This is a genomic window from Paenibacillus lentus, assembly GCF_003931855.1.
In the GTDB taxonomy this organism is placed as follows: domain Bacteria; phylum Bacillota; class Bacilli; order Paenibacillales; family Paenibacillaceae; genus Fontibacillus; species Fontibacillus lentus.
Window position 1 is genome coordinate 2949622 of sequence record NZ_CP034248.1, and the last position, 21555, is coordinate 2971176.

Annotated in this window: 16 protein-coding genes; 15 read left to right on the forward strand and 1 reads right to left on the reverse strand. The window is 50.4% G+C overall.

The window, feature by feature from the left end; genetic code table 11:
- Positions 1-56 precede the first annotated feature (56 nt).
- On the reverse strand, positions 57-1820 hold the full coding sequence (locus EIM92_RS13140) for an Rqc2 family fibronectin-binding protein (protein ID WP_125083023.1): 1764 nt from the start codon (positions 1818-1820) through the stop codon (positions 57-59).
- Positions 1821-2004: 184 nt separating this feature from the next.
- On the opposite strand from EIM92_RS13140, the gene EIM92_RS13145 reads away from it, so the two are divergent.
- The 15 genes from EIM92_RS13145 to pknB all read left to right on the forward strand — a co-directional run bounded on the left by EIM92_RS13145 (position 2005) and on the right by pknB (position 21518).
- Positions 2005-4812 carry a calcium-translocating P-type ATPase, SERCA-type gene (locus EIM92_RS13145; protein ID WP_125083024.1) on the forward strand — a complete coding sequence of 936 codons (2808 nt, stop codon included), beginning with the start codon at positions 2005-2007 and terminating at the stop codon, positions 4810-4812.
- Between the two features lie 84 nt (positions 4813-4896).
- Entirely contained in the window at positions 4897-5733 is an 837-nt protein-coding gene (gene dapF / locus EIM92_RS13150) for a diaminopimelate epimerase (RefSeq protein WP_125083025.1), read from the forward strand.
- A 325-nt stretch (positions 5734-6058) separates the two neighbouring features.
- A complete protein-coding gene (locus EIM92_RS13155) occupies positions 6059-7948 on the forward strand; it encodes a bifunctional homocysteine S-methyltransferase/methylenetetrahydrofolate reductase (protein WP_125083026.1) in 1890 nt (629 codons plus the stop codon).
- A gap of 35 nt (positions 7949-7983) precedes the next feature.
- Positions 7984-8874 carry a YicC/YloC family endoribonuclease gene (locus EIM92_RS13160; RefSeq protein ID WP_125083027.1) on the forward strand — a complete coding sequence of 297 codons (891 nt, stop codon included), beginning with the start codon at positions 7984-7986 and terminating at the stop codon, positions 8872-8874.
- Between the two features lie 48 nt (positions 8875-8922).
- Positions 8923-9183, forward strand: a complete 261-nt coding sequence (gene remA / locus EIM92_RS13165) for an extracellular matrix/biofilm regulator RemA (protein ID WP_019639066.1) — start codon at positions 8923-8925, stop codon at positions 9181-9183.
- A gap of 11 nt (positions 9184-9194) precedes the next feature.
- A complete protein-coding gene (gene gmk, locus EIM92_RS13170) occupies positions 9195-9767 on the forward strand; it encodes a guanylate kinase (protein WP_125083028.1) in 573 nt (190 codons plus the stop codon).
- A gap of 56 nt (positions 9768-9823) precedes the next feature.
- Positions 9824-10048, forward strand: coding sequence for a DNA-directed RNA polymerase subunit omega (rpoZ, locus tag EIM92_RS13175; RefSeq protein WP_125085170.1), 225 nt, complete (start codon positions 9824-9826; stop codon positions 10046-10048).
- 112 nt (positions 10049-10160) lie between these two features.
- A complete protein-coding gene (coaBC, locus tag EIM92_RS13180; protein WP_125085171.1) occupies positions 10161-11390 on the forward strand; it encodes a bifunctional phosphopantothenoylcysteine decarboxylase/phosphopantothenate--cysteine ligase CoaBC in 1230 nt (409 codons plus the stop codon).
- On the forward strand, positions 11390-13924 hold the full coding sequence (priA, locus tag EIM92_RS13185) for a primosomal protein N' (RefSeq protein WP_125083029.1): 2535 nt from the start codon (positions 11390-11392) through the stop codon (positions 13922-13924). Before coaBC ends, priA begins: the two co-directional genes overlap by 1 nt.
- A 120-nt stretch (positions 13925-14044) precedes the next feature.
- Positions 14045-14527, forward strand: a complete 483-nt coding sequence (gene def / locus EIM92_RS13190) for a peptide deformylase (RefSeq protein ID WP_125083030.1) — start codon at positions 14045-14047, stop codon at positions 14525-14527.
- Positions 14528-14533: 6 nt separating this feature from the next.
- Entirely contained in the window at positions 14534-15478 is a 945-nt protein-coding gene (gene fmt, locus EIM92_RS13195; protein ID WP_125083031.1) for a methionyl-tRNA formyltransferase, read from the forward strand.
- Positions 15475-16974 (forward strand): 16S rRNA (cytosine(967)-C(5))-methyltransferase RsmB, encoded by a 1500-nt coding sequence (rsmB, locus tag EIM92_RS13200; RefSeq protein WP_211344367.1) that lies wholly within the window; start codon positions 15475-15477, stop codon positions 16972-16974. Before fmt ends, rsmB begins: the two co-directional genes overlap by 4 nt.
- A 546-nt stretch (positions 16975-17520) precedes the next feature.
- Complete coding sequence (rlmN, locus tag EIM92_RS13205) at positions 17521-18567, forward strand: dual-specificity RNA methyltransferase RlmN (RefSeq protein WP_125083032.1); 1047 nt, start codon at positions 17521-17523, stop codon at positions 18565-18567.
- A 9-nt stretch (positions 18568-18576) separates the two neighbouring features.
- Positions 18577-19347, forward strand: coding sequence for a Stp1/IreP family PP2C-type Ser/Thr phosphatase (locus EIM92_RS13210; protein WP_125083033.1), 771 nt, complete (start codon positions 18577-18579; stop codon positions 19345-19347).
- Complete coding sequence (gene pknB, locus EIM92_RS13215) at positions 19344-21518, forward strand: Stk1 family PASTA domain-containing Ser/Thr kinase (protein ID WP_125083034.1); 2175 nt, start codon at positions 19344-19346, stop codon at positions 21516-21518. The genes EIM92_RS13210 and pknB overlap by 4 nt, the downstream gene beginning before the upstream one ends.
- Positions 21519-21555: the final 37 nt, after the last annotated feature.

Consider the following 21555-nt stretch of genomic DNA (forward strand, 5'->3'; position numbering starts at 1 on the left):
CCTTCGACCTTGTTCACGGTAGGAATAAAGAGTCGAAGGATTTGTTGTTTTGATCGTTATTTGACTGCATTTGGCAGGCTCTTAATCAGTGTTTCATCCGGCGTGACGAACAGGGTCCGCTGTTGCTCGTAGATGACGAAGCCCGGCTTGGCACCATTTGGTTTGCGAACATGCTTGATCAGCGTGTAGTCAACAGGGACGCTGCTGGATTCTTTCGCTTGGCTGAAATAAGCCGCTAACTGGGCCGCTTCATTCAAAGTTGCCTCTCCGTAGGAAGCGCCTCGAATAACGACGTGGGAGCCCGGAATGTCCTTGGTATGCAGCCAGGTGTCATTATGGCTAGCGAGCCGATTTGTAACGTATTCGTTTTGTAAATTATTTTTACCGACGTAAATTTCGATGCCTTCGGATGAAGTATAGACATGCAGTGTCGGTCGATCATTTTTTTTCTTTTTCTTGTTTTTTCCGCTGCGTTCTCTCAAATATCCTTGCTGGATCAATTCCTCACGTATTTCATCGACATCGTTTAGTGTGGCATGAGCTAATTGCTGGAGCAAGCCTTCTAAGTAATTAATTTCTTTGCGAGCAATGTCCATTTGCTCATCAATGATTTCCAGGCTGTTCTTGAATTTATTGTATTTTTTGAAGTAACGCTGCGCATTTTCGGAGGGGGTGAGCAACGGGTCGAGTGTTATGGTCACCGATTTCTGCTCCTCATCATAATAATTGATGAGCTCTACCTTTTTATCGCCTTTCTCAATTTGGTGGAGAGAAGCGAGAAGCAATTCCCCGGCAATCCGGTAACGCTCGGCGTCCTCGGCTTCCACGAGGTCCTCCTGAAGTTTGGTCAGCTTCTTTATGTTCTTGCTGCGCTCATTTTGCAGAAAACGCAATAGGTCGCTTGTTCTTTGCTTTACTGTGTCGCGCAGCGCTTTTTCCCCATAATAATCCTCCATGCAGGCGCTAATCGAAGGATATGTACGGATATCCTCCTGCACCATGCTCAAAGATACGGCAGAGAATACATGCTTTCCCTTGCTATTGCTCCCGGACATCGGTTGATATTGATGATGGGCGATATCAAGCATCATTGCAGAAAATGCCGACCATATGTCTTCAAGCTCCGGGGTTACCTGGTGACTTTGCTTCATAGCGGAATCATCAGCGCAACTAGCACGGTGGTAGATTTCTTCCGCGATGAGCGGACTGAGGCCGCTGTAAGCTTGAACTAGCCAGAAGCTTGATTTGGTTTCTTCCCCTGCTTTGTGCCAAGCCGATAGAAAGTCCTCCTTGCGAGCTTGGATTGGATTCAGCTTGTGCTGCTCCGGAGGTTCAGTATAAGTAAAGCCAGGCATAACAACCCGGTAGCTGCTGATGGAAGGGGTTACGTGATGGATTCCGTCGTACTGGGTTCCCGTGCTTGGATCGACGAGAATGATGTTGCTGTGACGGCCCATTAATTCGACAATGATTCGTTTAGACGAGATGTCTCCAAGTTCGTCGCGCTGCCTGATATCAAACGCGATAATCCGCTCCATCCCGTATTGGGTGATCGCTTCAATGACGCCCCCTTCGCAGTGCTTGCGCAGCAGCATGCAGAACATGGGAGCTTCCTGCGGGTTCGGAAAGGATTGCTCCGTCAGATGTACTCGCGGATAAGTCGGGTTGGCCGATAATATAAGCCTCCGATTGCCGCCCTGTGAGCGCAGGTTAATAATTATATCGCTGGTGGATGGCTGGTGTATTTTATTAATGCGTCCGCCCACACAAATTTGAAGCTCGTGAACAATAGAACGCGTAACGATTCCGTCAAGTGCCATAAATGTGTAATCTCCCTCTATAAATGCCTTTGCGCTTAGCGCGCTCTCTCTATGATGCCATACTTCATGTAAAAACTTAAGTCCTTCCCTGTGATAATTTAGGACTGGCCCGAATACATTTACCCTAGGTGGAAAAGCCTTCACTCTGTAAAATTGCGTAAATTACGGGAGGGGAATAGAGAGGATGGAACTAAAAAACTGGCACCAGTGGAGTGGAGATGAGCTTCTCGAACGGTTCGGCGTCTCGCGTGAGCAAGGTCTGACCGAGGAAGAGGTTCGGTTTAGACAAGAGCAAAGCGGGTGGAACGAGCTGCAGGAGATGCAGAGTGTGTCGCCGTTGCTCCTCTTCTTGAATCAATTTAAGGATTTTATGATGCTCGTACTGATGGCAGCGACATTGATTTCGGGACTTCTCGGCGAATACTTGGACGCCGTTACTATTATAGCCATCATTATTTTGAATGGGGTGCTTGGTTTTATTCAGGAATTTCGCGCAGAGCGGTCGCTCCGGGCACTCAAACAGCTGTCTGCTCCCCATGCCAAAGTTCTGCGGGAAGGACGCGTCAAAGATATTACGGCTCGAGAGCTTGTACCCGGTGATATCGTCATCGTGGAGAGCGGTGACCGTGTCCCGGCTGATATTCGCTGGCTCGCCACCAATAGTCTTGATGTGGAGGAATCCGCGTTAACCGGGGAATCTCATCCTGTAAATAAGCATGCCGAGACGATCCGGGAGGAAGAGGTTCCGCTTGGCGACCAGAAGAATATCGGTTTTATGGGGACTATGGTGACCCGAGGGAGCGGCCGGGGAGTTGTCATTCGTACGGGGATGGAGACGGAAATGGGGAAGATTGCCGACCTCATCCAGAACACGGAGGTACAGGAAACTCCGCTGCAGCGGAGGCTCGAGCAATTGGGGAAAATACTGATTTATTTGGCGCTCGGTCTGACTATTCTCGTTGTCGTGGTAGGGATCATTCACGGACAACCAGCCGGAAGCATGTTCTTTGCCGGTGTGAGCCTTGCGGTTGCAGCCATTCCTGAAGGCCTGCCTGCAATCGTGACGATTGCTCTGGCATTAGGAGTACAGCGGATGATCAAGCGCAAAGCGATTGTCCGTAAGCTGCCTTCCGTGGAGACGCTTGGCTGTGCCTCGGTGATATGCTCTGACAAGACGGGAACGCTGACGCAAAACAAAATGACAGTAACGCATCTTTGGTTGGAGGGACGTCCGCTGGAAGTGACGGGCGATGGCTATGAGCCGATTGGCCAAATCATGGAGCAGGGTCAGTCTTTGGATATAAAACAAGATCAAAGCCTTCGCCGCCTGCTACAAATTAGCGCCCTATGCAGCAACGCTGAAATTTATGAGGAGGAAGAAGAGGACAATGCACGTAATCGGCGAAAAGACAGGGAAGAGGCTGCTGGCTCCCGCTGGAAACTGAAGGGAGATCCTACGGAAGGCGCACTCGTTACAGTTGCGACTAAAATGGGACTCACTGCGAACTCGTTAAGCAGCATATACAAGCGTGAGAAAGAGCACCCCTTTGATTCTAAACGTAAAAGAATGTCCGTCGTCGTATCCCATCAAGGGGGGACTCTCGCCTTCGTCAAGGGGGCGCCTGATATGCTGCTGGAGCGCTGCTCTTATATATTATGGGAGGGCAAAGTTGTTCCCTTTACGGGCACATTGCGTCAGAAGGTGCAGGCAGCGAATGAAGAAATGGCACGCCGTGCATTGCGCGTTCTGGGGCTGGCGTATCGGGAGCTTCGGCCGCAGGAAAATGTGAACAGCGAAGAGACTGTAGAGTCGCAGCTTGTATTCGTCGGCTTGACCGGCATGATCGATCCTCCGCGGCGTGAAGCGAGGGAAGCGATAACGACCTGTCGCAAAGCGGGAATCAAGACAGTGATGATAACGGGGGATCACGGCTTGACCGCCGAAGCGATCGCCCAAGATTTAGGTATTTTACAGCGGGGTGGGGTATCGATCTCAGGTGCAGAACTGACCTTGATGAGCGATGAAGAGCTGGAGCAGAAGGTGGACAGCACGGTCGTCTATTCTCGTGTATCTCCAGAGCACAAGCTGCGTATTGTAAAAGCGCTCCAGCGCAAAGGCCATGTCGTTGCCATGACGGGTGACGGCGTGAATGATGCCCCTGCCATTAAAGCGGCCGATATTGGAATTGCTATGGGCATTACGGGGACGGATGTATCCAAGGAAGCCTCCTCCCTCATTTTGAGCGATGATAATTTCTCGTCGATCGTTGCTGCTATTGAGGAAGGCCGGAACATTTACGAGAATATCCGCAAATTTATCCGCTATCTGCTTGCTTCCAATGTGGGTGAAATATTGACGATGCTGTTTGCGATGCTGGCCGGCTTACCGCTGCCGCTCATGCCGATCCAAATTTTGTGGGTCAATTTAGTGACGGATGGCCTTCCTGCCATGGCGCTGGGCGTTGATCAGCCGGAGAAGGATCTCATGGAGCATAAGCCGCGAGGAGCGACGGAGAATATTTTTGCCAGGCGGCTCGGTTGGAAAATACTCAGCCGCGGACTGCTCATCGGTTTGTGTACGCTCGGTGCATTCTGGATCACACTGCAAAGCCATTCGGGAGCTGAGAATCAGCTCGTCAAGGCCCAATCTGTAGCGTTTGCCACGCTGGTCATGGCTCAACTGATCCATGTGTTCGACTGTCGAAGCTCCCGCTCTATTTTTCACCGCAACATTTTGCAGAATCGTTTGCTTGTCATCGCGGTACTATCTTCGATTATCCTGCTGCTTGGAGTTATCTACCTTGAACCGCTACAGCCGATTTTCAAAACGATGCCGCTTTCGCTAAGGGATTGGTCTATTACGCTAGTGGCTGCGGGAATTCCGACGTTTCTGCTTGGTGCGGGCAGCGTCTGGTCAGGTCGGAAGAAGCGGCGTAAATACAATAATTCGGGTCCTTTCATGCCAGCAAAGAGTACAAATTTTCGTGCATAAAGTCAATACCTTTCCGAGCCCTTGAAATATAAACTAACCCCATAGTTTAGCTTTGCAGCGCAAAGCGATGAAGGGGTGGTTCAGATGGAGTTCACGAAAATGCATGGGCTCGGAAATGATTTTCTCGTTTTTTATGGGGAGAAGGCCTTGCCTAAGGAAGCTTCTTATCTTGCGCAGAAATGGTGCAATCGCAATTTTGGTATCGGGGCTGATGGATTGGTGTTCATTTTGCCGTCCGAACAAGCGGATTTCAACATGAGAATCATTAATTCGGATGGTACGGAAGCGGAGCAGTGCGGGAATGCCATCCGCTGCGTCTGTAAATATGTTTATGAGAAGGGCTACGTCAGAAGCGAACGGGTAACCATTGAAACGTTGGGTGCAGGCGTACAACAGGCAGTGCTTCAAACTGATTCCGGTGTCGTCACGTCCGTTCGCATTGATATGGGGGAGCCGATCCTTGCCGGCAGAGCTATTCCGACGAAGCTTGATGCCAGCCCGGTATTGGATTGGCCCATAGAAGCCGCTGGCCAGAAGTTCAACGTAACGGCCGTCTCGATGGGGAACCCCCACTGTATTATCTATGTTGAAGACGCAGCATCGTTTGATTTGAACACCTGGGGACCGAGGCTCGAGACCCATCTTTTTTTTCCGCAAAAAACAAACGTCGAGTTCGCTACGATTATTTCTCGCAATCGAGTAGAAATGCGGGTGTGGGAGCGCGGAGCTGGAGCTACGCTCGCTTGCGGAACCGGTGCCTGTGCAACACTGGTCTCCTCTGTTCTTCACGGATATACGAACCGGGCCGCATGGATCGGTCTGCCAGGTGGAGATTTATTCGTAGAGTGGGACGAGGTGGATAACCATGTGTATATGAACGGACCGGCGGAGACGGTATATGAGGGCAGCGTAAATCGGTAATTTAGAAAAAGGCTTGAGACCCGTTTTGATAAGCTGGGGAAGGGGAGCATAGTTAAGTATGGAGATATAGCCACATCATAAATGGACGCCTTTCGGCGTTTTTTTATGATTTCGAAAGAATAAGATGTTCTGGTGGACAAATGTCGCTGTGTACGAATTCAGCAGACGCTTTTTCTAACCATTCAGCCTGAATTTATGGTACATTAGAGTGAAAATATGAAAGTCAGTCCATTTATGAGGCATCATGTTCGCTAGCTTGTGCTAGAGTTCATGGAATAGGTTAAAAGATAAGTTTGAAATAGAATGAGGGCAGTGGAGGTAAGCTATGAGGCCGAACTTACGCGTAAGAATGCAAGAAGAGGTGTTGGTTGGGGATGGTGCGCTGGGTACTTATTTATATCAATTGGGTTTTCCCGTCGGCATTTCTTATGAAGAGTTTAATCTGTTAAGACCTGAAGTAATCGGCGATGTGCATCGCCGTTATATAGAAGCTGGAGCGCAGTTGCTGGAGACGAATACATTTTCGGCGAATTACTATAAGCTTGCGAAATTTGGACTGGAATCCAAAGTGGAAGAAATCAATAAAGCTGCTGTACGGATCGCTAGAAGTGCGGCGGGCGCAGATGCTTATGTCGCTGGTGCCGTAGGATCGATTCGTGGTGGCAAGAGAGTTAATGTCTCCGTACAGGAGCTCAATCAATTTTATGAACAGCAAATTTCCGCGTTGCTGACAGAAGATGTTGATGCGCTGCTATTTGAGACCTTCTATGACTTGCAGGAGATGCGAATTGCGCTCGGTAAGGCTCGTAAATCCACGCCGATTCCGATCATCTGCCAGTTTGCTGTTGATCAGCTTGGCCGTACGCTGGATGGCTATAGTATTAAGGAAGCTTTCGGAATTTTGCGTGAGGAAGGCGCAGACGTTCTCGGCTTCAACTGTCACTCCGGTCCTAAAGGGATTATGAGTGTGATGGAGGACTTAAACGGGCCGCTCGATATTCCGTTGTCCGTATTCCCTAATGCGGGTTTAGCCGACTATGTAGATGGAGAGTATGTATATGGAGCAACCCCGGAGTATTTCGGGGAGAGCGCGGTTTCATTCGCGGATCTTGGAGCGCGGCTTATTGGCGGCTGCTGCGGTACAACACCTGAGCATGTTTCGGCGATTGCCGAGGCGCTCTCCAATTACGCACCAAAATCCCTACAGGAAGGAACGGCACTGCCTCCGGTGCAGCCTTCCATAATCGTGGAGGAGCCGGAGACGTCAATTAAGGACGCTTTCAGCGGACAAGTGTCTGATCCGAGCATCGTCGAACTCGTTAAGGAGAGACATACCGTAATTGTGGAACTGGATCCTCCGCGCGATCTGGATATCCGCAAGTTTATGGACGGTGCAGCCGCGCTAAAGGAAGCGGGTGTCGACGCTTTGACTCTGGCCGATAATTCGCTGGCAGTTACCCGGATGAGCAATATGGCTTTGGGTCATCTTGTTCAGTCTGAGGTTGGACTGCGACCGCTTATTCATATCGCTTGCCGTGACCGCAATCTGATCGGCACCCAATCTCACATGATGGGTTTCGATGCTCTGGGCATCGACCACGTGCTGGCGGTAACCGGCGATCCAGCCCGCTTCGGCGATTTGCCTGGATCAAGCTCGGTGTATGATTTAACATCTTTTGAAATCATCCGTATGATCAAACAATTGAATGAAGGAATAGCCTTTTCTGGCAAGCCGCTGAAGCAGAAAGCGAAGTTCGTCGTCGGTGCGGCATTTAACCCGAACGTGAAGCATTTAAATAAAGCTGTCGAGCGTTTGGAGAAGAAAATAGCTTCCGGTGCTGATTATATTATGACACAACCGGTGTACGACCCAGAGTTGATCGTTGCGGTTAAAGAAGCAACAGCGCATTTGGATATTCCGATTTTCATCGGCATAATGCCGCTGGCTAGCGGGAAGAATGCCGAATATCTGCACAATGAGGTTCCCGGCATTCGGCTTTCGGACAGTGTCAGGAAGCGGATGGAAGGGTTGCAAGGCGAAGAAGGGCGCAAGGTAGGAGTGGAAATTGCCAAGGAACTGCTGGACACGGCATTGGAGCATTTTAACGGCATTTATTTAATAACTCCGTTTATGTTTTATGAAATGAGTGTCATTTTGAGCAATTATGTCTGGGAGAAAACCGCACCTCGACCATGCCACTTGTCTCGTTCATAATTATCAATTACAATAGGGTAACGGATGTGATACCTTTGTCTCACAGTATGACAGGATACGGACAGTCCGCCAGACAATATGGTGGTTATGTTATTCAATTTGAAATTAAATCCGTCAATCATCGATATGCTGAAATCGTTTTTCGTATGCCACGGGAGTGGACGTGCTATGAAGACGGACTACGGCGCATCGTTCAGCGCCATGTTAAGCGTGGCCGGATTGATGTATACATTAGCAAAGAGCGTGATGATCACAGCTCTTTGCCATTTGTATTGAACTCTTCCATCGTGCAGTCTTATTTGCAGGCTGCTGAAGAGCTCAGCCAGGAGTATGGTGTCAGCGCCAATTTAACCGCAAGGGACATTTTATCACTGCCCGATGTGCTTACGGCTCCAGATTTGTCCCAGGATGATCCGTCATCGCAGGACGATGGATGGGAGACGGTCCTGCACGATGGGCTGGAGGAAGCGGTGTCCGGGCTTTTGCGCATGCGGGAGCAGGAGGGTCTTCATCTTGCTCGCGATTTGGAGAGTCGGCTGCTGAAGCTGGACGAATTACACGCAGAGATCTCCAGGCTTGCTCCGGAAGTGGTCAGCGATTACCGTTTCCGCTTGCAGGGGCGCCTCAATGAATTGTTTGAGGGTGCGGTGGATGAGCAGAGGTTTGCGATGGAGATTGCGCTTTTTGCGGATCGATCCAACATCGACGAGGAATTGATCCGACTGAAGAGCCATTTTGAGCAGTGCCGCGGATTACTGAATGCCGGTGAGCCGATCGGCCGCAAACTGGATTTCTTAATACAGGAAATGAATCGTGAAACCAATACGATCGGATCAAAGGCGAATCATTTGGCCTTAGTCAACCATGTTTTAGAAATGAAAGCGGAATTGGAGAAGATTCGCGAACAGGCAGCAAACATGGAGTAACATATACCTACTGAAGCGAATCGAAAAATTAGGGGGAACTACCTAACCATGGCAATTAAACTTATTAACATCGGTTTTGGAAATATCGTATCGGCGAATCGAATCATTTCCATTGTCAGCCCTGAATCGGCGCCTATAAAGCGGATTATTCAGGAGGCGAGAGACCGTCATATGCTGATTGACGCCACTTATGGGCGTCGCACTAGAGCAGTCATCATAACGGATAGCGACCATGTCATTTTATCGGCGGTTCAGCCGGAGACGGTCGCGCATCGTCTATCTATCAAAGACGACGACAACGACGAATAATGGAGAGAACAATGGCAAAAGGGCTACTAATCGTATTATCCGGGCCGTCCGGCGTAGGAAAAGGAACGGTTTGTAATGAACTTAGACATCGTTTGCCAGACCTGGTGTATTCCGTGTCTGCGACAACAAGGCAGCCGCGGCTAGGCGAGGAGCACGGTGTAAATTATTTTTTTAAAACCCGTGAGCAGTTTATGGACATGATTGATAATGACCAGTTGTTGGAATATGCCGAATATGTCGGCAATTATTATGGAACCCCGCGCGATTTCGTTGAGCAGACGATTGAGAGCGGCAAGGACATTATTCTGGAAATTGAAGTCCAAGGCGCGCTTAAAGTGAAGGAGAAGTTCCCTGAGGGGATCTTCGTGTTTCTCCTTCCGCCATCTTTGGACGAGCTTAAAGGGCGTATCCAAGGGCGAGGTACGGAGAGTCAGGCGACGATTGATCATCGGATGTCGGTAGCTGCGGATGAAATCGCACTGCTTAAAAACTATGATTACGCAGTCGTAAATGACGAAATTGACTTGGCATGCAAAAGAATTGAAGCGATCATTACAGCAGAGCATTGTAAAATTAGAAAATAGCGGAGCACGGCTTTGCTGTGATTTGATGATGAATAACTAAAGAGGTGTTGATGAGAATGTTGTATCCATCTATTGATAGAATGTTGGATAAAGTGGACAGCAAATATTCGCTGGTTGTCGCTGCATCCCGTAGAGCAAGACAGCTTAGAGAAGGGGATAAGAGCGAGCTGCAGCAGCCGAAATCCCATAAGCAGGTTGGTGTTGCTCTTGAGGAGATTTACGGCGACTATGTGCGGATCAAGCGAGATGCCAACGGAGACCCCTTAACCGACGACGAATAATGGGCACCGCCTCCGGGTGCTATAGAACACTTTTTTAAGTGCTTTATTTACGACAACCGCGAGGTTGTTGTTTTTTTCTGTAATGAATAGGAGCGAAAGAGAGGGGATCACGTTGTTAACTGGCAAAAAAATATTGTTAGGGATCACCGGCGGTATCGCTGCATTCAAGGCAGCGTCGCTCTGCAGCAAACTCGTGCAACAAGGTGCCGAGGTTCGCGTCATTATGACGGAGTCCGCGACCAAGTTTATTACGGAGCTGACGCTGCAGGCGCTTTCCAAGCATCCTGTCTACACGGATACGTTCGATGAGAAAAATCCGCAAGTCATCGCGCATATCGACCTCGCGGATTGGGCTGATCTGGTGCTGGTTGCGCCGGCTACTGCCAATATTATCGCCAAGATGGCCGTAGGGTTAGCGGACGATATGCTGTCCACGACGCTGCTTGCCACCGAGGCTAAGATCATGCTCGCTCCAGCGATGAACGTTCATATGTATACGCATCCGACTGTGACGCGTAATTTAGCAGAGCTTGCTGCGCGTGGAGTGCTGATGGTAGAGCCGGGCAGCGGCCAGCTGGCCTGCGGCTACACGGGAAAAGGACGAATGGAAGAGCCGGAAAATATCATTTTGGCTGTCGAGGCTTATTTTGCCCGTGAAAAACGTGCGGCTAAGCGACCGTTAGCGGGGAGGAAAGTTGTCGTTACGGCCGGTGGAACTGTAGAGCGACTGGATCCGGTACGCTATATTACAAATGATTCATCCGGAAAAATGGGATTTGCCATTGCAAAAGCGGCTTTGGATTTAGGGGCGGAAGTAACGATTATCGCGGGCAGAACGGATGTGGCTCCTCCGCTTAACTGGGCTGGCTTGACCTTTACTCGCGTGGAGTCTGCACAAGATATGTATGAAGCGGTCAATGCCGTTTGGGCGGATACGGACATCCTTGTTAAAGCGGCAGCCGTGGCGGATTATCGTCCTAAACAGGCGGCTGAGCATAAAATCAAGAAGTCGGGGGATTCCATGACATTGGAGCTGGTCAAGAACATCGACATTTTAGAGACGCTGGGTCAAAAGAAGAAGGCTCAATTCCTGATCGGCTTTGCTGCCGAGACGGATCATCTTGAACAGCATGCCATGGATAAGCTGCGCCGCAAAAACTGTGATCTCCTCGTAGCAAACGATGTGACTGCGGAGGGCGCTGGTTTTGGCGCCGATACGAATATCGTGAATGTCTATGATGCGAATGGGCTGGTGGAATCTATTCCTCGGGCGTCCAAGGACGAAGTCGGGCTGCATATTATGGAGCTGGCTGCGACACGTTTGACGGGAGAGTCGAAGTAATGCATAAAATGGCAAAAGTAATTGTCGATGTGCCGAGCCGGGAAACCGACCGGCCTTTTGACTATTTAATCCCAGAGTCGATGAGCGGCTGGATCGAAGTGGGGAGCCGGGTCGGAGTGCCATTCGGCCGCCGAACCGTACAAGGTTTCGTCGTATCCTTGCATGATCAGTTGGAAATGGATTCGTCCCGGATGAAGCCGATCGATGAACTGCTCGATCTCCTGCCGCCGCTGCCTTCTGATTTGGTGCAATTGGCGGCTTGGATGAGCCGAAAATATGCCTGTAGCATGATATCAGCCTTGCAGGCTATGATCCCATCTGCGTTGAAGGGCAAAGCGGAAAGATATATCCACGTCGCGGATGAGCACCAGAGGGAAGAGGAGCGAACGAGTGAGGGTGTGCTGTTTAATTCGCAGGCTCTGCTAGGTGAAGCCGAACGGGAAATTGTTGCATACATTAATCACTCCGGTTCCGTGACAATGGCTCATTTAAGCGCTCGATACCCGGATCGGATCGAAGTGATTAAAAATTTGCTTGGGCAAGGGATTTTGTTTGAAAGCCAGGCAATTAAGGATAGAGTAAGGAAGAAGACAGTGAAGACCGTAGCTGCGGCAGTCAGTGGGGAGGCTGCGAAGGAGGCGCTGGCCTCGTTCGGAGGGAAGGCTCGCCGCCAGCGTGAGGTGTTGGAGTTCTTGCTGGAAGTGGGTGCTCCCCTATCGATGAAGGAAGTACTGTCTACGCTGCGTGTGACGGCCGGGACGGTTAAGAGCCTTGCAGACAAAGGGTATGCGACGATCGAGGATGTGGAGGTATTCCGCGATCCTTATCAAGATCGACACTTCAAAGCAACGAAACCACTGGAGCGCACACCCGAGCAGGAAGACGTATATCGTTATCTTACGGAAACATTGGATGATCATAGGCACGGTGTGTTTCTTCTCCACGGCGTGACTGGCAGCGGGAAGACGGAGGTATATCTCCAGACGATTGAAAGATGCATCTCACTTGGCCGCCAGGCAATTGTTCTCGTTCCAGAAATATCGCTAACCCCGCAGATGGTGGAACGCTTTAAGGGACGATTCGGCAGCAAGGTTGCTGTCATGCACAGCCGTTTGTCTACAGGCGAGCGTTATGATGAATGGAGAAAAATCCGTGAAGGCCGGGTGCAGGTCGCAATTGGAGCCCGCTCTGCTGTGTTTGCTCCATTCGCCGATTTGGGTCTTATCGTCATGGATGAAGAGCACGAAACGTCTTATAAGCAGGAAGAAACGCCAAAGTATCATGCCCGAGATGTGGCAGTGGAACGAGCCCGTCAGCATGGTGCGGCGGTTATATTAGGGTCGGCAACACCTTCGTTGGAAAGCTATCATGCCGCTCGATCGCAAAGCAACGATCATTTTGCTCCAATGATTCTGGAAATGAATCAGCGGCCTTCTGGCAGTCGATTACCAGGGGTCCATATTATTGATATGCGCGAGGAATTGAGGGAAGGGAACCGTTCAATGTTCAGTCGGGCTCTGCATCAAGGAATCGCCCAAAGGATCGAACGTGGAGAACAGACCGTGCTGTTCCTGAATCGGCGCGGTTACTCGACGTTTGTCATGTGCCGAACCTGCGGTTATGTAGCTGGATGTCCAGAGTGCGATATCTCGCTTACTTACCACCAGAAGTCTGATAATTTGCGCTGCCACTATTGCGGTTACGCCACTCCCGCCCCATCTGTATGTCCCGAGTGTCAAAGCGAACACATTCGTTATTTTGGAACGGGAACGCAAAGGGTAGAGGGTGAACTGTCCAAGCTGTTTCCGGGTATTCGGGTTATCCGCATGGATGTGGATACGACGAGCGAGAAGGGGGCGCATGAACGATTACTGCAGGCTTTTCGAGACAAGAAGGGGGATGTGCTGCTCGGCACGCAAATGGTTGCCAAGGGTCTGGACTTCCCGGATGTGACGCTAGTCGGGGTCATTGCTGCGGATACCGCACTGAATTTTCCAGACTTCCGATCCGCGGAAAAAACATTCCAACTGCTCACTCAGGTCGCGGGCCGAGCCGGGCGCCATCAACTGCCGGGTGAAGTCTATATTCAGACCTATATGCCTGAGCATTACTCGATCATCCATTCGAGCAGGCATGATTATCATTCCTTCGTAAGGGAGGAACTGCAGCATCGCAGAACTTTGCATTACCCACCCTATAGCCGTCTAATTCTTGTGACACTCTCGCATGAACAACTTCCCGTACTGCTTCGTATGGCGGAGAATTTTGCAAGCGAGCTTAGAGGAAGGGCGCAGCGTCTAGGATGGTATGGCGACTTGGATCGGCTGACGCCGGAGGCGCTCGATATACTCGGGCCCGTAGCCTCGCCGCTCCCGCGCATTAAGAACCGCTACCGATTTCAATGTATGGTAAAATATCGGGGAGATCTCGATGCGGTAACCCTGGTCCGCGAGACATCGGCGGCAACGATGGATCAGCTGCGGGACGCCTCGCTGCAAATCAGTATTGATGTAGATCCACAGATGCTGATGTGAGGACGGTCTGTTCATTTTTGAAAGTCCCGATTCTGCCGGAGCATCGATGTGGACAGTTGCATATATATTTTGTAATAAGCAGGTAAATCTATAAAGAGGCAAGAGGAGGATGTTCCCAGAATGGCAATTCGGATTATTGTCCACGAACCGGATGAAGTGCTGCATCAGGTAGCCAAAGAAGTAAAGAAGATTACCCCCAATGTGCAAAAACTCCTGACAGATATGGCGGATACGATGTACGATGCGGAAGGAGTGGGGCTGGCGGCTCCGCAAATCGGAATATTGAAACGGATGATCGTTATTGATGTTGGGGATGATCATGGACTAATAGAGCTTATTAACCCGGAAATTGTAGCATCGGAAGGGGAGCAATTTGGGCCCGAGGGCTGCTTGAGTATTCCCGGATACCGCGGCGATGTGCGCCGGGCTATGGAGGTTACGGTTAAAGGTTTGGATCGTAACGGCAAGGAAGTGACTTATACCGGGACGGAGCTGCTTGCCCGGGCATTCCAGCATGAGATCGATCACTTAAATGGTGTGTTGTATACAGATATCGCCGAAAGAGTGTATGAAATTACGCCAGAGGGCGAAGAGAAGGAGTGACTCGCTGTGAATATCGTGTTTATGGGTACTCCCCAGTTTGCTGTACCCTCTCTCGAATCGTTGCTCCGTGAGGGATACAACGTGGTCGGCGTGGTAACGCAGCCGGATCGGCCGCAAGGTCGGAAAAGAGTATTAACGCCCACGCCAGTGAAGGAGGCCGCATTAAAGCATGGTCTTCCCGTGCTGCAGCCGCAGCGCATGAGAGCGCCGGAAGCGATTGAGGAACTGGCTGCGCTGAAACCAGATCTTATTGTTACCGCAGCGTACGGCCAAATTCTGCCGAAGGCTGTACTTGATTTGCCTAAGCATGGCTGTCTGAACATCCACGGCTCGCTGCTTCCGAAATATCGGGGTGGCGCGCCGATTCAACGCTCGATCATTAACGGCGAGAAAGAGACGGGAATCACGTTGATGTATATGGCGGAAGGATTGGATACCGGAGATATGATAGCAAAATCAGTCGTGCCGATTGAGGATGAGGACACCGCGGGCACGATGTTCGAGAAGCTGAGCATGGCCGGAGCTGAGCTGCTGCTGGAGCAATTGCCGCTTATTGTTGAAGGCCGGGCCGAACGTATTCCCCAGAATGATGCGGAGTCTACATATGCCCCCAATTTATCGCGGGAGGATGAGCGGATCGATTGGACGTCATCTTCGCGGGCGATTTACGACCGGGTTCGAGGATTAGTTCCTTATTCTGGCGGCTACACCCTATGGAATGACGAGGTATTCAAAGTGTGGGCCGTAGCTAAGCCTGTTGCTAGAGCGGAAAACTCTGCCGGCGGACCAACGCCCGGGACAGTATTGAATTTGTCGGAGCAAGGGATCGAAGTGAAGACGGGAGACGGTTCGGTGTTGTTAACTCGGGTTCAGCCAGCCGGCAAAAGGGCGATGGATGCCTCTGAGTTTATTCGCGGCGGGGTTATGCAGCCAGGGACGGTTCTCGTATGAGCAGGGAAAAGGGAAGCCGTCCGAGCAGTGGAATGGAAGGACGGCACGGGAGCGCAGGGAATACTGCGTCCAAGGCTGTCCAGCGGGGTGCCAAGGGCAGCTCTCGTCGCCAGCATAAGTCGTCGGCACGGGATGCTGCGCTGCATGTGCTGACAGGGGTGGAGCAGGAGGGTGCTTACAGCAATTTGCTGCTAAACGCTGCGCTGCAGAAATCGGGCTTGACCGGCCCTGAAGCCGGACTTGCTACCGAGTTAGTTTACGGTACGATATCGCGCAAGAATACGATAGATTATTACTTGGATCAATTCGTAGCGAAGGGAGTCGTCAAGCTGCAGCCCTGGGTGCGGAACTTGCTGCGGCTGAGCTTTTACCAAATCTTTTATTTAGACCGGATTCCGCCGCATGCCGCTGTCAATGAGGCGGTGAACATCGCCAAGCGAAGAGGACATCAGGGAATCTCGGGAATGGTTAACGGGGTGCTTCGGAACGTGCTGCGCCGTAAAGAGGAGCTGAAGCTGCCGGAAGATATGCCCTCAGTGCGCCGGATTGCGTTGGAACATTCCCATCCCGAGTGGTTGGTATCCAGGTGGATCGAGCAATATGGCGAGGAGACTGCGGAGGCCATTTGCCGAGCGAACAATGAGTCTCCTCCCGTTAATGTTAGGGTCAATGGAATGCAAATCAGCCGAGCCGAGCTAATGCATAGAATGGAAGAACAAGGGCTAAAGGTAGCGGCCTCACGGGTTTCTCCTGACGGGATCATTGTGTTGAGCGGTGGCAATATGGCTTTAACCGATTGGTATCGGGACGGTCTGTTGTCCATTCAGGACGAGAGTTCGATGCTTGTAGCCGAGGCTGTTGATCCGAAGGCTGGCATGACGGTGCTGGACTGCTGCGCCGCTCCCGGCGGTAAGACCTGCCATATGGCCGAGCGCATGGAGGGCGGTGGTCGAGTTATCGCGAACGACATTCATCCGCATAAGGTAAAGCTGATCGAGGATCAGGCTGCCCGTTTGCAGTTAGGCAATGTACAAGCTCAATCAGGGGATGCCTTGGAGCTCGATAAACGCTTTGCCCCGGAATCCTTTGACCGTATCTTGTTAGATGCCCCTTGTTCCGGACTCGGCGTCATCCGTCGCAAGCCGGATCTAAAATGGGTGAAGACACCGGAGGATATTTCTGAAATCATCAAGATTCAACAGGATTTACTCGATCGAGCCAGTGTCCTTCTTAAGCCGGGCGGGGTGCTCGTCTACAGCACCTGTACGATTGAACCTGGCGAGAACGAAGAAGTGGTGAAGCAATTCCTTAGCCGTCACCCTGAATTTGAGCCGGCTCCTAAGCTGGCAGAGTGGCAACGATTTAGTCAAGAGGTAAGCAGGGAGAATAATCAAACCGGGATAAACACCGATTCTATCGGTTTGCAAATCCTGCCGCAGCACTTTCATTCGGACGGTTTTTATATCGTTCGTCTGATGAAGCGTACAAATGCCTAACTCAGGCTTGGTAAATGTGGGATTTAATTCCAGGCGATATCCTATATCATAGCCGAAAATGAAGCACATCTCTCGAATCGCACGAAGCGATTAGAAGAGATGTGTTTTTTGCTGATTCAATCTTTTAATTCAGCGCGTATAAGTCTGCCTGCGGACCCGTAATGCAGTGAATTCCGGGACGAATGTCGCAGAGGATGGGTGTATCCAACGGCTTGGAAGGAGAAGTCACCGATTTTTTGAAGTCGGGTAATATTGTGGTCGAAATTTAAGGACGGCGGACGTTATATTGTCATGTCGATCACTTTAGCCGAGATGATTTCCCCACGATGGTGAGAGACACGATGGTGACACATTGATATAGTTAAATAGTCTTAGCAGATTTCTGAGCGGCTTTCACCGGGAATTGTTCGGTTTCTCTTTTCATATGGAAAAACTAGCAGTAAGGCTTGAAACTTACCGCACTTTAGTGTAAAAATGATTTGTGCTAAAATAGAAAGAATGAGTGGGCAACTGCATACGATATACTAATAGGACAGGTGTGTGAAAATGAAACCTTTTATATACGACTACACTTATGAACAACTGCGAGACTGGGCTGTCGAGCAGGGTGAGCCAGCGTTTCGTGGAGGGCAAATCTTCGATTGGCTCTATGTCAAGCGTGTAAACTCTTTTGATGAAATGACGAACCTGTCTAAGTCGCTCCGCCAAAAGCTGAATGATCAGTTTGCCTTCGTCACTTTGAACGAAATTACAAAGTTTGAATCGAAGGATGGAACGGTCAAGTTCTTGTTCGGGCTGCATGATGATCATGCGATCGAGACGGTGATCATGAAGCATAATTACGGCAACAGCATATGCGTAACGACGCAGGTGGGCTGCAAGGTCGGCTGCACGTTCTGCGCATCTACGCTTGGTGGATTAAAGCGAAATTTAACAGCAGGAGAAATCGTTGCTCAAGTTGTGCAGGCCCAGAAAATCCTTGACGCTCGCGACGAACGCGTAAGCAGTATTGTCATTATGGGAACCGGGGAGCCGTTCGAAAATTACGATGCCACGATGAACTTCTTGAGAATTATGATTCATGAGAAAGGCTTGAATATCGGTCAAAGGCATATTACGGTGTCGACAAGTGGAATCGTTCCGAACATTTATAAGTTCGCGGATGAAGATACGCAAATTAATTTGGCCATTTCTATTCACGCGCCAAATGATGCGCTTCGTTCCAAGTTGATGCCCGTGAATCGCCGGTTTCCTTTTGATGATGTGATGGAGTCATTGCGTTACTACATCGCCAAGACCGGGCGTAGAATTACGTTCGAATACGCGTTGATTGGCGGTGTTAACGATCAGGCGGAGCATGCGGAGGAGCTAGCTAGCGTAATTAAGGACATGCTTTGTCATGTGAATTTAATTCCCGTCAACCATGTGCCGGAGCGAAAATATGTGAGAACTTCAAGAAATGATATATTTCAGTTTCAACGCATATTGGCGGATAAGGGAATTAATGTTACGATTCGCCGTGAGCAAGGGCACGACATTGCGGCGGCCTGCGGTCAGCTGCGAGCGAAGCATATGGAGTCTGGTGCGAGGTGATCTGATCTAATGAAAATGGTGTATGTAAGTGACGTCGGGCGTGTGCGCCCTGTGAATGAGGATAGCGCCCGGGTATCCCGCCTGGAGCAAGGCTATACGTTAGGTATTGTCGCTGATGGCATGGGCGGTCACCAGGCTGGGGACACGGCCAGCCAATTGGCGGTAGAGACGATAATTCAGGATATCGATTCACTGGCCCCGGGCCTGTCTTTACAGGCATGCGCCGAAGCGCTGAAAAATGCGATTTTACATGCCAATGAAGTTATTTTTCGCAAAGCCTCGGAGCATGATGAATACCACAACATGGGAACGACCGTCGTCGCCGTGCTTCTTAGCGGTCAGGAAGGAGTCGTCGGGCATATTGGCGATAGCCGAGCATATCAGTACCGCCAGGAAGATCTGACCTTGCTGACGGAGGATCACTCGCTAGTGAATGAGCTTGTGAAGAGCAAGCAGATTAGCGAGGAGGAAGCTAGCGTCCATCCGCGGCGCAACGTGCTGACCAGAGCGCTGGGTACGGATTCGAAGGTGGAGGTCGATTTAGACCACATCATTTTAGAATCCGGGGATATTTTACTGCTCTGCAGCGACGGACTCAGTAACTATGTATCAACGGAACAAATGACCCTCACGCTGGGATTGAACGATCTCTCCTTAGAGGATCGGGCTAACCGCCTGCTTCAGCTTGCCTTGGATGCAGGAGGCGATGACAATATTACCGTCGCCCTGCTTGAACATCAAGAAGCAGCTGGGTCAAGCATAAAGGAGTGGAATTCATGATCGGACACGAATTGGGCGGTCGTTATCAAATTATCGAGCGAATTGGCGGCGGGGGAATGGCGCTGGTCTATAGAGCGCAAGACATTCTTCTTAATCGCAATGTAGCGATTAAGGTGCTGCGTCAACAATTTGTGAACGACGAGGAATTTATACGCCGATTTCGGCGGGAAGCGCAGTCCGCTGCGTCTTTATCGCATCCCAACGTAGTGAGCGTCTACGATGTAGGACAGGAAGAGGATATTCATTTTATTGTCATGGAATATGTGGAAGGCCAAAATCTGAACGAAATCATTAAGGAGCGTGCACCGCTGCAGGTGGACGAGGCCGTTCGCATTGCCTCGCAAATCGCGGATGCTCTGGATCATGCCCATCATAATCAAATCATTCATCGCGATATTAAACCTCATAACATATTAATCGGCCGAAATGGCCGGGTAAAGGTAACCGATTTCGGCATTGCCCGTGCAGTCACGTCTACTACGATTACGCAGACTGGCTCTGTCGTAGGCTCGGTGCATTATTTTTCGCCGGAGCATGCGAAAGGGGTAGCCACAGGGGAGAAATCGGATTTATACTCGCTGGGTATTGTGCTGTACCAAATGCTGACAGGTCAGCTTCCGTTCCTGGGAGAGAGCCCGATCAGCGTTGCTTTGAAGCATTTGCAGGAGCATTTCGAGGAGCCGCGCTCCGTCAATTCGATGATTCCGCAGAGTGTCGAGAACATTATTCTGAAGTCGATGCGCAAAAATCCCGGGGAACGCTATCAATCTGCACAGGAAATGCTGCTTGATTTAGAGACATGTCTGCTGCCTGAAAGGCGGACAGAGTCCAAGCTTTTGTTCATGGACGATGACGATGAGGACAGCACCCGAATCATTCCAGCAATTAAACCTCAAATGATCTCGAATACTAGAAGCGGCTCCAAGCTAACGAGAGATTCACAGCCGGATGAAGAAAGAGCTGAGCCGAAGAAGGCGAGTTTCTGGTCCAAGCCTGTGCTTTGGGTAAGTCTGACCGTATTGCTGCTCCTAGCGATGGGGGGAGTCGTATGGTATGTAAACAAAACCTTCACCTTACCTGAGGTTACGGTTCCAAACGTCATAAATATGAATGAGACGGACGCCGTTAGAACGCTGCAGGAAAAAGGCCTGGAGGTCGGTATCGTAAAACAATTGTATAAAGAAGGCTTCGATGAAGGAATTGTTCATCAACAGAGCAGGCCGGAAGGCGCAGTGGTCAAGGAAGGCGCAATTATAGATTTAACGGTAAGCATAGCCAAGCCGCTGGAGAAGATGCGATCCTTAACCGGAAAAACCTACGAGGAAGCTGTAGCCGAGCTCGTTCAGGCTGGGGTAGATGAGGATCGGATTAGTAAAACCGAGGATTTCAGTGAGGAAGTAGAGACAGGCAAAGTCATGGGCCAAAGTCCGGATGCCGGTTCGGACTATGATCCGGCTACGGTAAGCATTACTCTTAAAGTGAGTAAAGGCAAGAAGGAATTTCCTATGGAGAATTTGGTCGGAATGAGTCAGGAAGATGCGGAAGCCAAAATCAAGGAGCTGGGGCTGAAGCTGGCTAAGGATGGCATCAAGACGGAGCCTAGCTTTGAAACTGAAGCTGGCTTAGTTATCGGACAATGGCCCTATGCGCCTAATAGCTTGGCAACTCCGGGAACCGAGATGGTGTTAACGGTGAGCTCCGGCTATCCGCCGGAAGCTATTAAGTATACGTTTGAAGTACCGGCAGCCCCGGTTGAAGAAGGCAAGAACAGCAAGATTCGAATCGTATACGGAGACGCTCGCGGGGATAATAAAGAATGGGGTACAGAAACGATTAATACGACCCGCACATTCTCCGTAGACTTGGTCTTGGCGCCTAATAAAAACGGTGCAGTCTCCGTCATCCGGGATGGCGAGCTGTTTGACACCTATCTGGTCTCATATATTGATGCCAAGCAGGGGACGGTTCCCGTTCCTCAGCTGCCAGGCAGCCAATATGATGAGAACTCTTATGATCACTGGGACGAGGAAGAGATAGAGAACCCGGAGACGGGACGGATTGATCAAGGAGCTGTAGCTCAAGTCGTTAAGGACAATAAAAATAAAAATAACGGCAATGGCAAAGGAAATGGAAAAGGTAAAGGAAATAAGGTACGGAACAGCAATAACTAGGTACTAGGGAATAGCTAGAAAGAAAACGAAAGTGAGG

Bases quoted from the DNA above. Each gene is read 5' to 3' on its own strand.
- EIM92_RS13140 (WP_125083023.1), bottom strand. From the start codon at position 1,820: ATGGCACTTGACGGAATCGTTACGCGTTCTATTGTTCACGAGCTTCAA.
- EIM92_RS13145 (WP_125083024.1), top strand. From the start codon at position 2,005: ATGGAACTAAAAAACTGGCACCAGTGGAGTGGAGATGAGCTTCTCGAA.
- dapF (WP_125083025.1), top strand. From the start codon at position 4,897: ATGGAGTTCACGAAAATGCATGGGCTCGGAAATGATTTTCTCGTTTTT.
- EIM92_RS13155 (WP_125083026.1), top strand. From the start codon at position 6,059: ATGAGGCCGAACTTACGCGTAAGAATGCAAGAAGAGGTGTTGGTTGGG.
- remA (WP_019639066.1), top strand. From the start codon at position 8,923: ATGGCAATTAAACTTATTAACATCGGTTTTGGAAATATCGTATCGGCG.
- gmk (WP_125083028.1), top strand. From the start codon at position 9,195: ATGGCAAAAGGGCTACTAATCGTATTATCCGGGCCGTCCGGCGTAGGA.
- rpoZ (WP_125085170.1), top strand. From the start codon at position 9,824: ATGTTGTATCCATCTATTGATAGAATGTTGGATAAAGTGGACAGCAAA.
- priA (WP_125083029.1), top strand. From the start codon at position 11,390: ATGCATAAAATGGCAAAAGTAATTGTCGATGTGCCGAGCCGGGAAACC.
- def (WP_125083030.1), top strand. From the start codon at position 14,045: ATGGCAATTCGGATTATTGTCCACGAACCGGATGAAGTGCTGCATCAG.
- rsmB (WP_211344367.1), top strand. From the start codon at position 15,475: ATGAGCAGGGAAAAGGGAAGCCGTCCGAGCAGTGGAATGGAAGGACGG.
- rlmN (WP_125083032.1), top strand. From the start codon at position 17,521: ATGAAACCTTTTATATACGACTACACTTATGAACAACTGCGAGACTGG.
- EIM92_RS13210 (WP_125083033.1), top strand. From the start codon at position 18,577: ATGAAAATGGTGTATGTAAGTGACGTCGGGCGTGTGCGCCCTGTGAAT.
- pknB (WP_125083034.1), top strand. From the start codon at position 19,344: ATGATCGGACACGAATTGGGCGGTCGTTATCAAATTATCGAGCGAATT.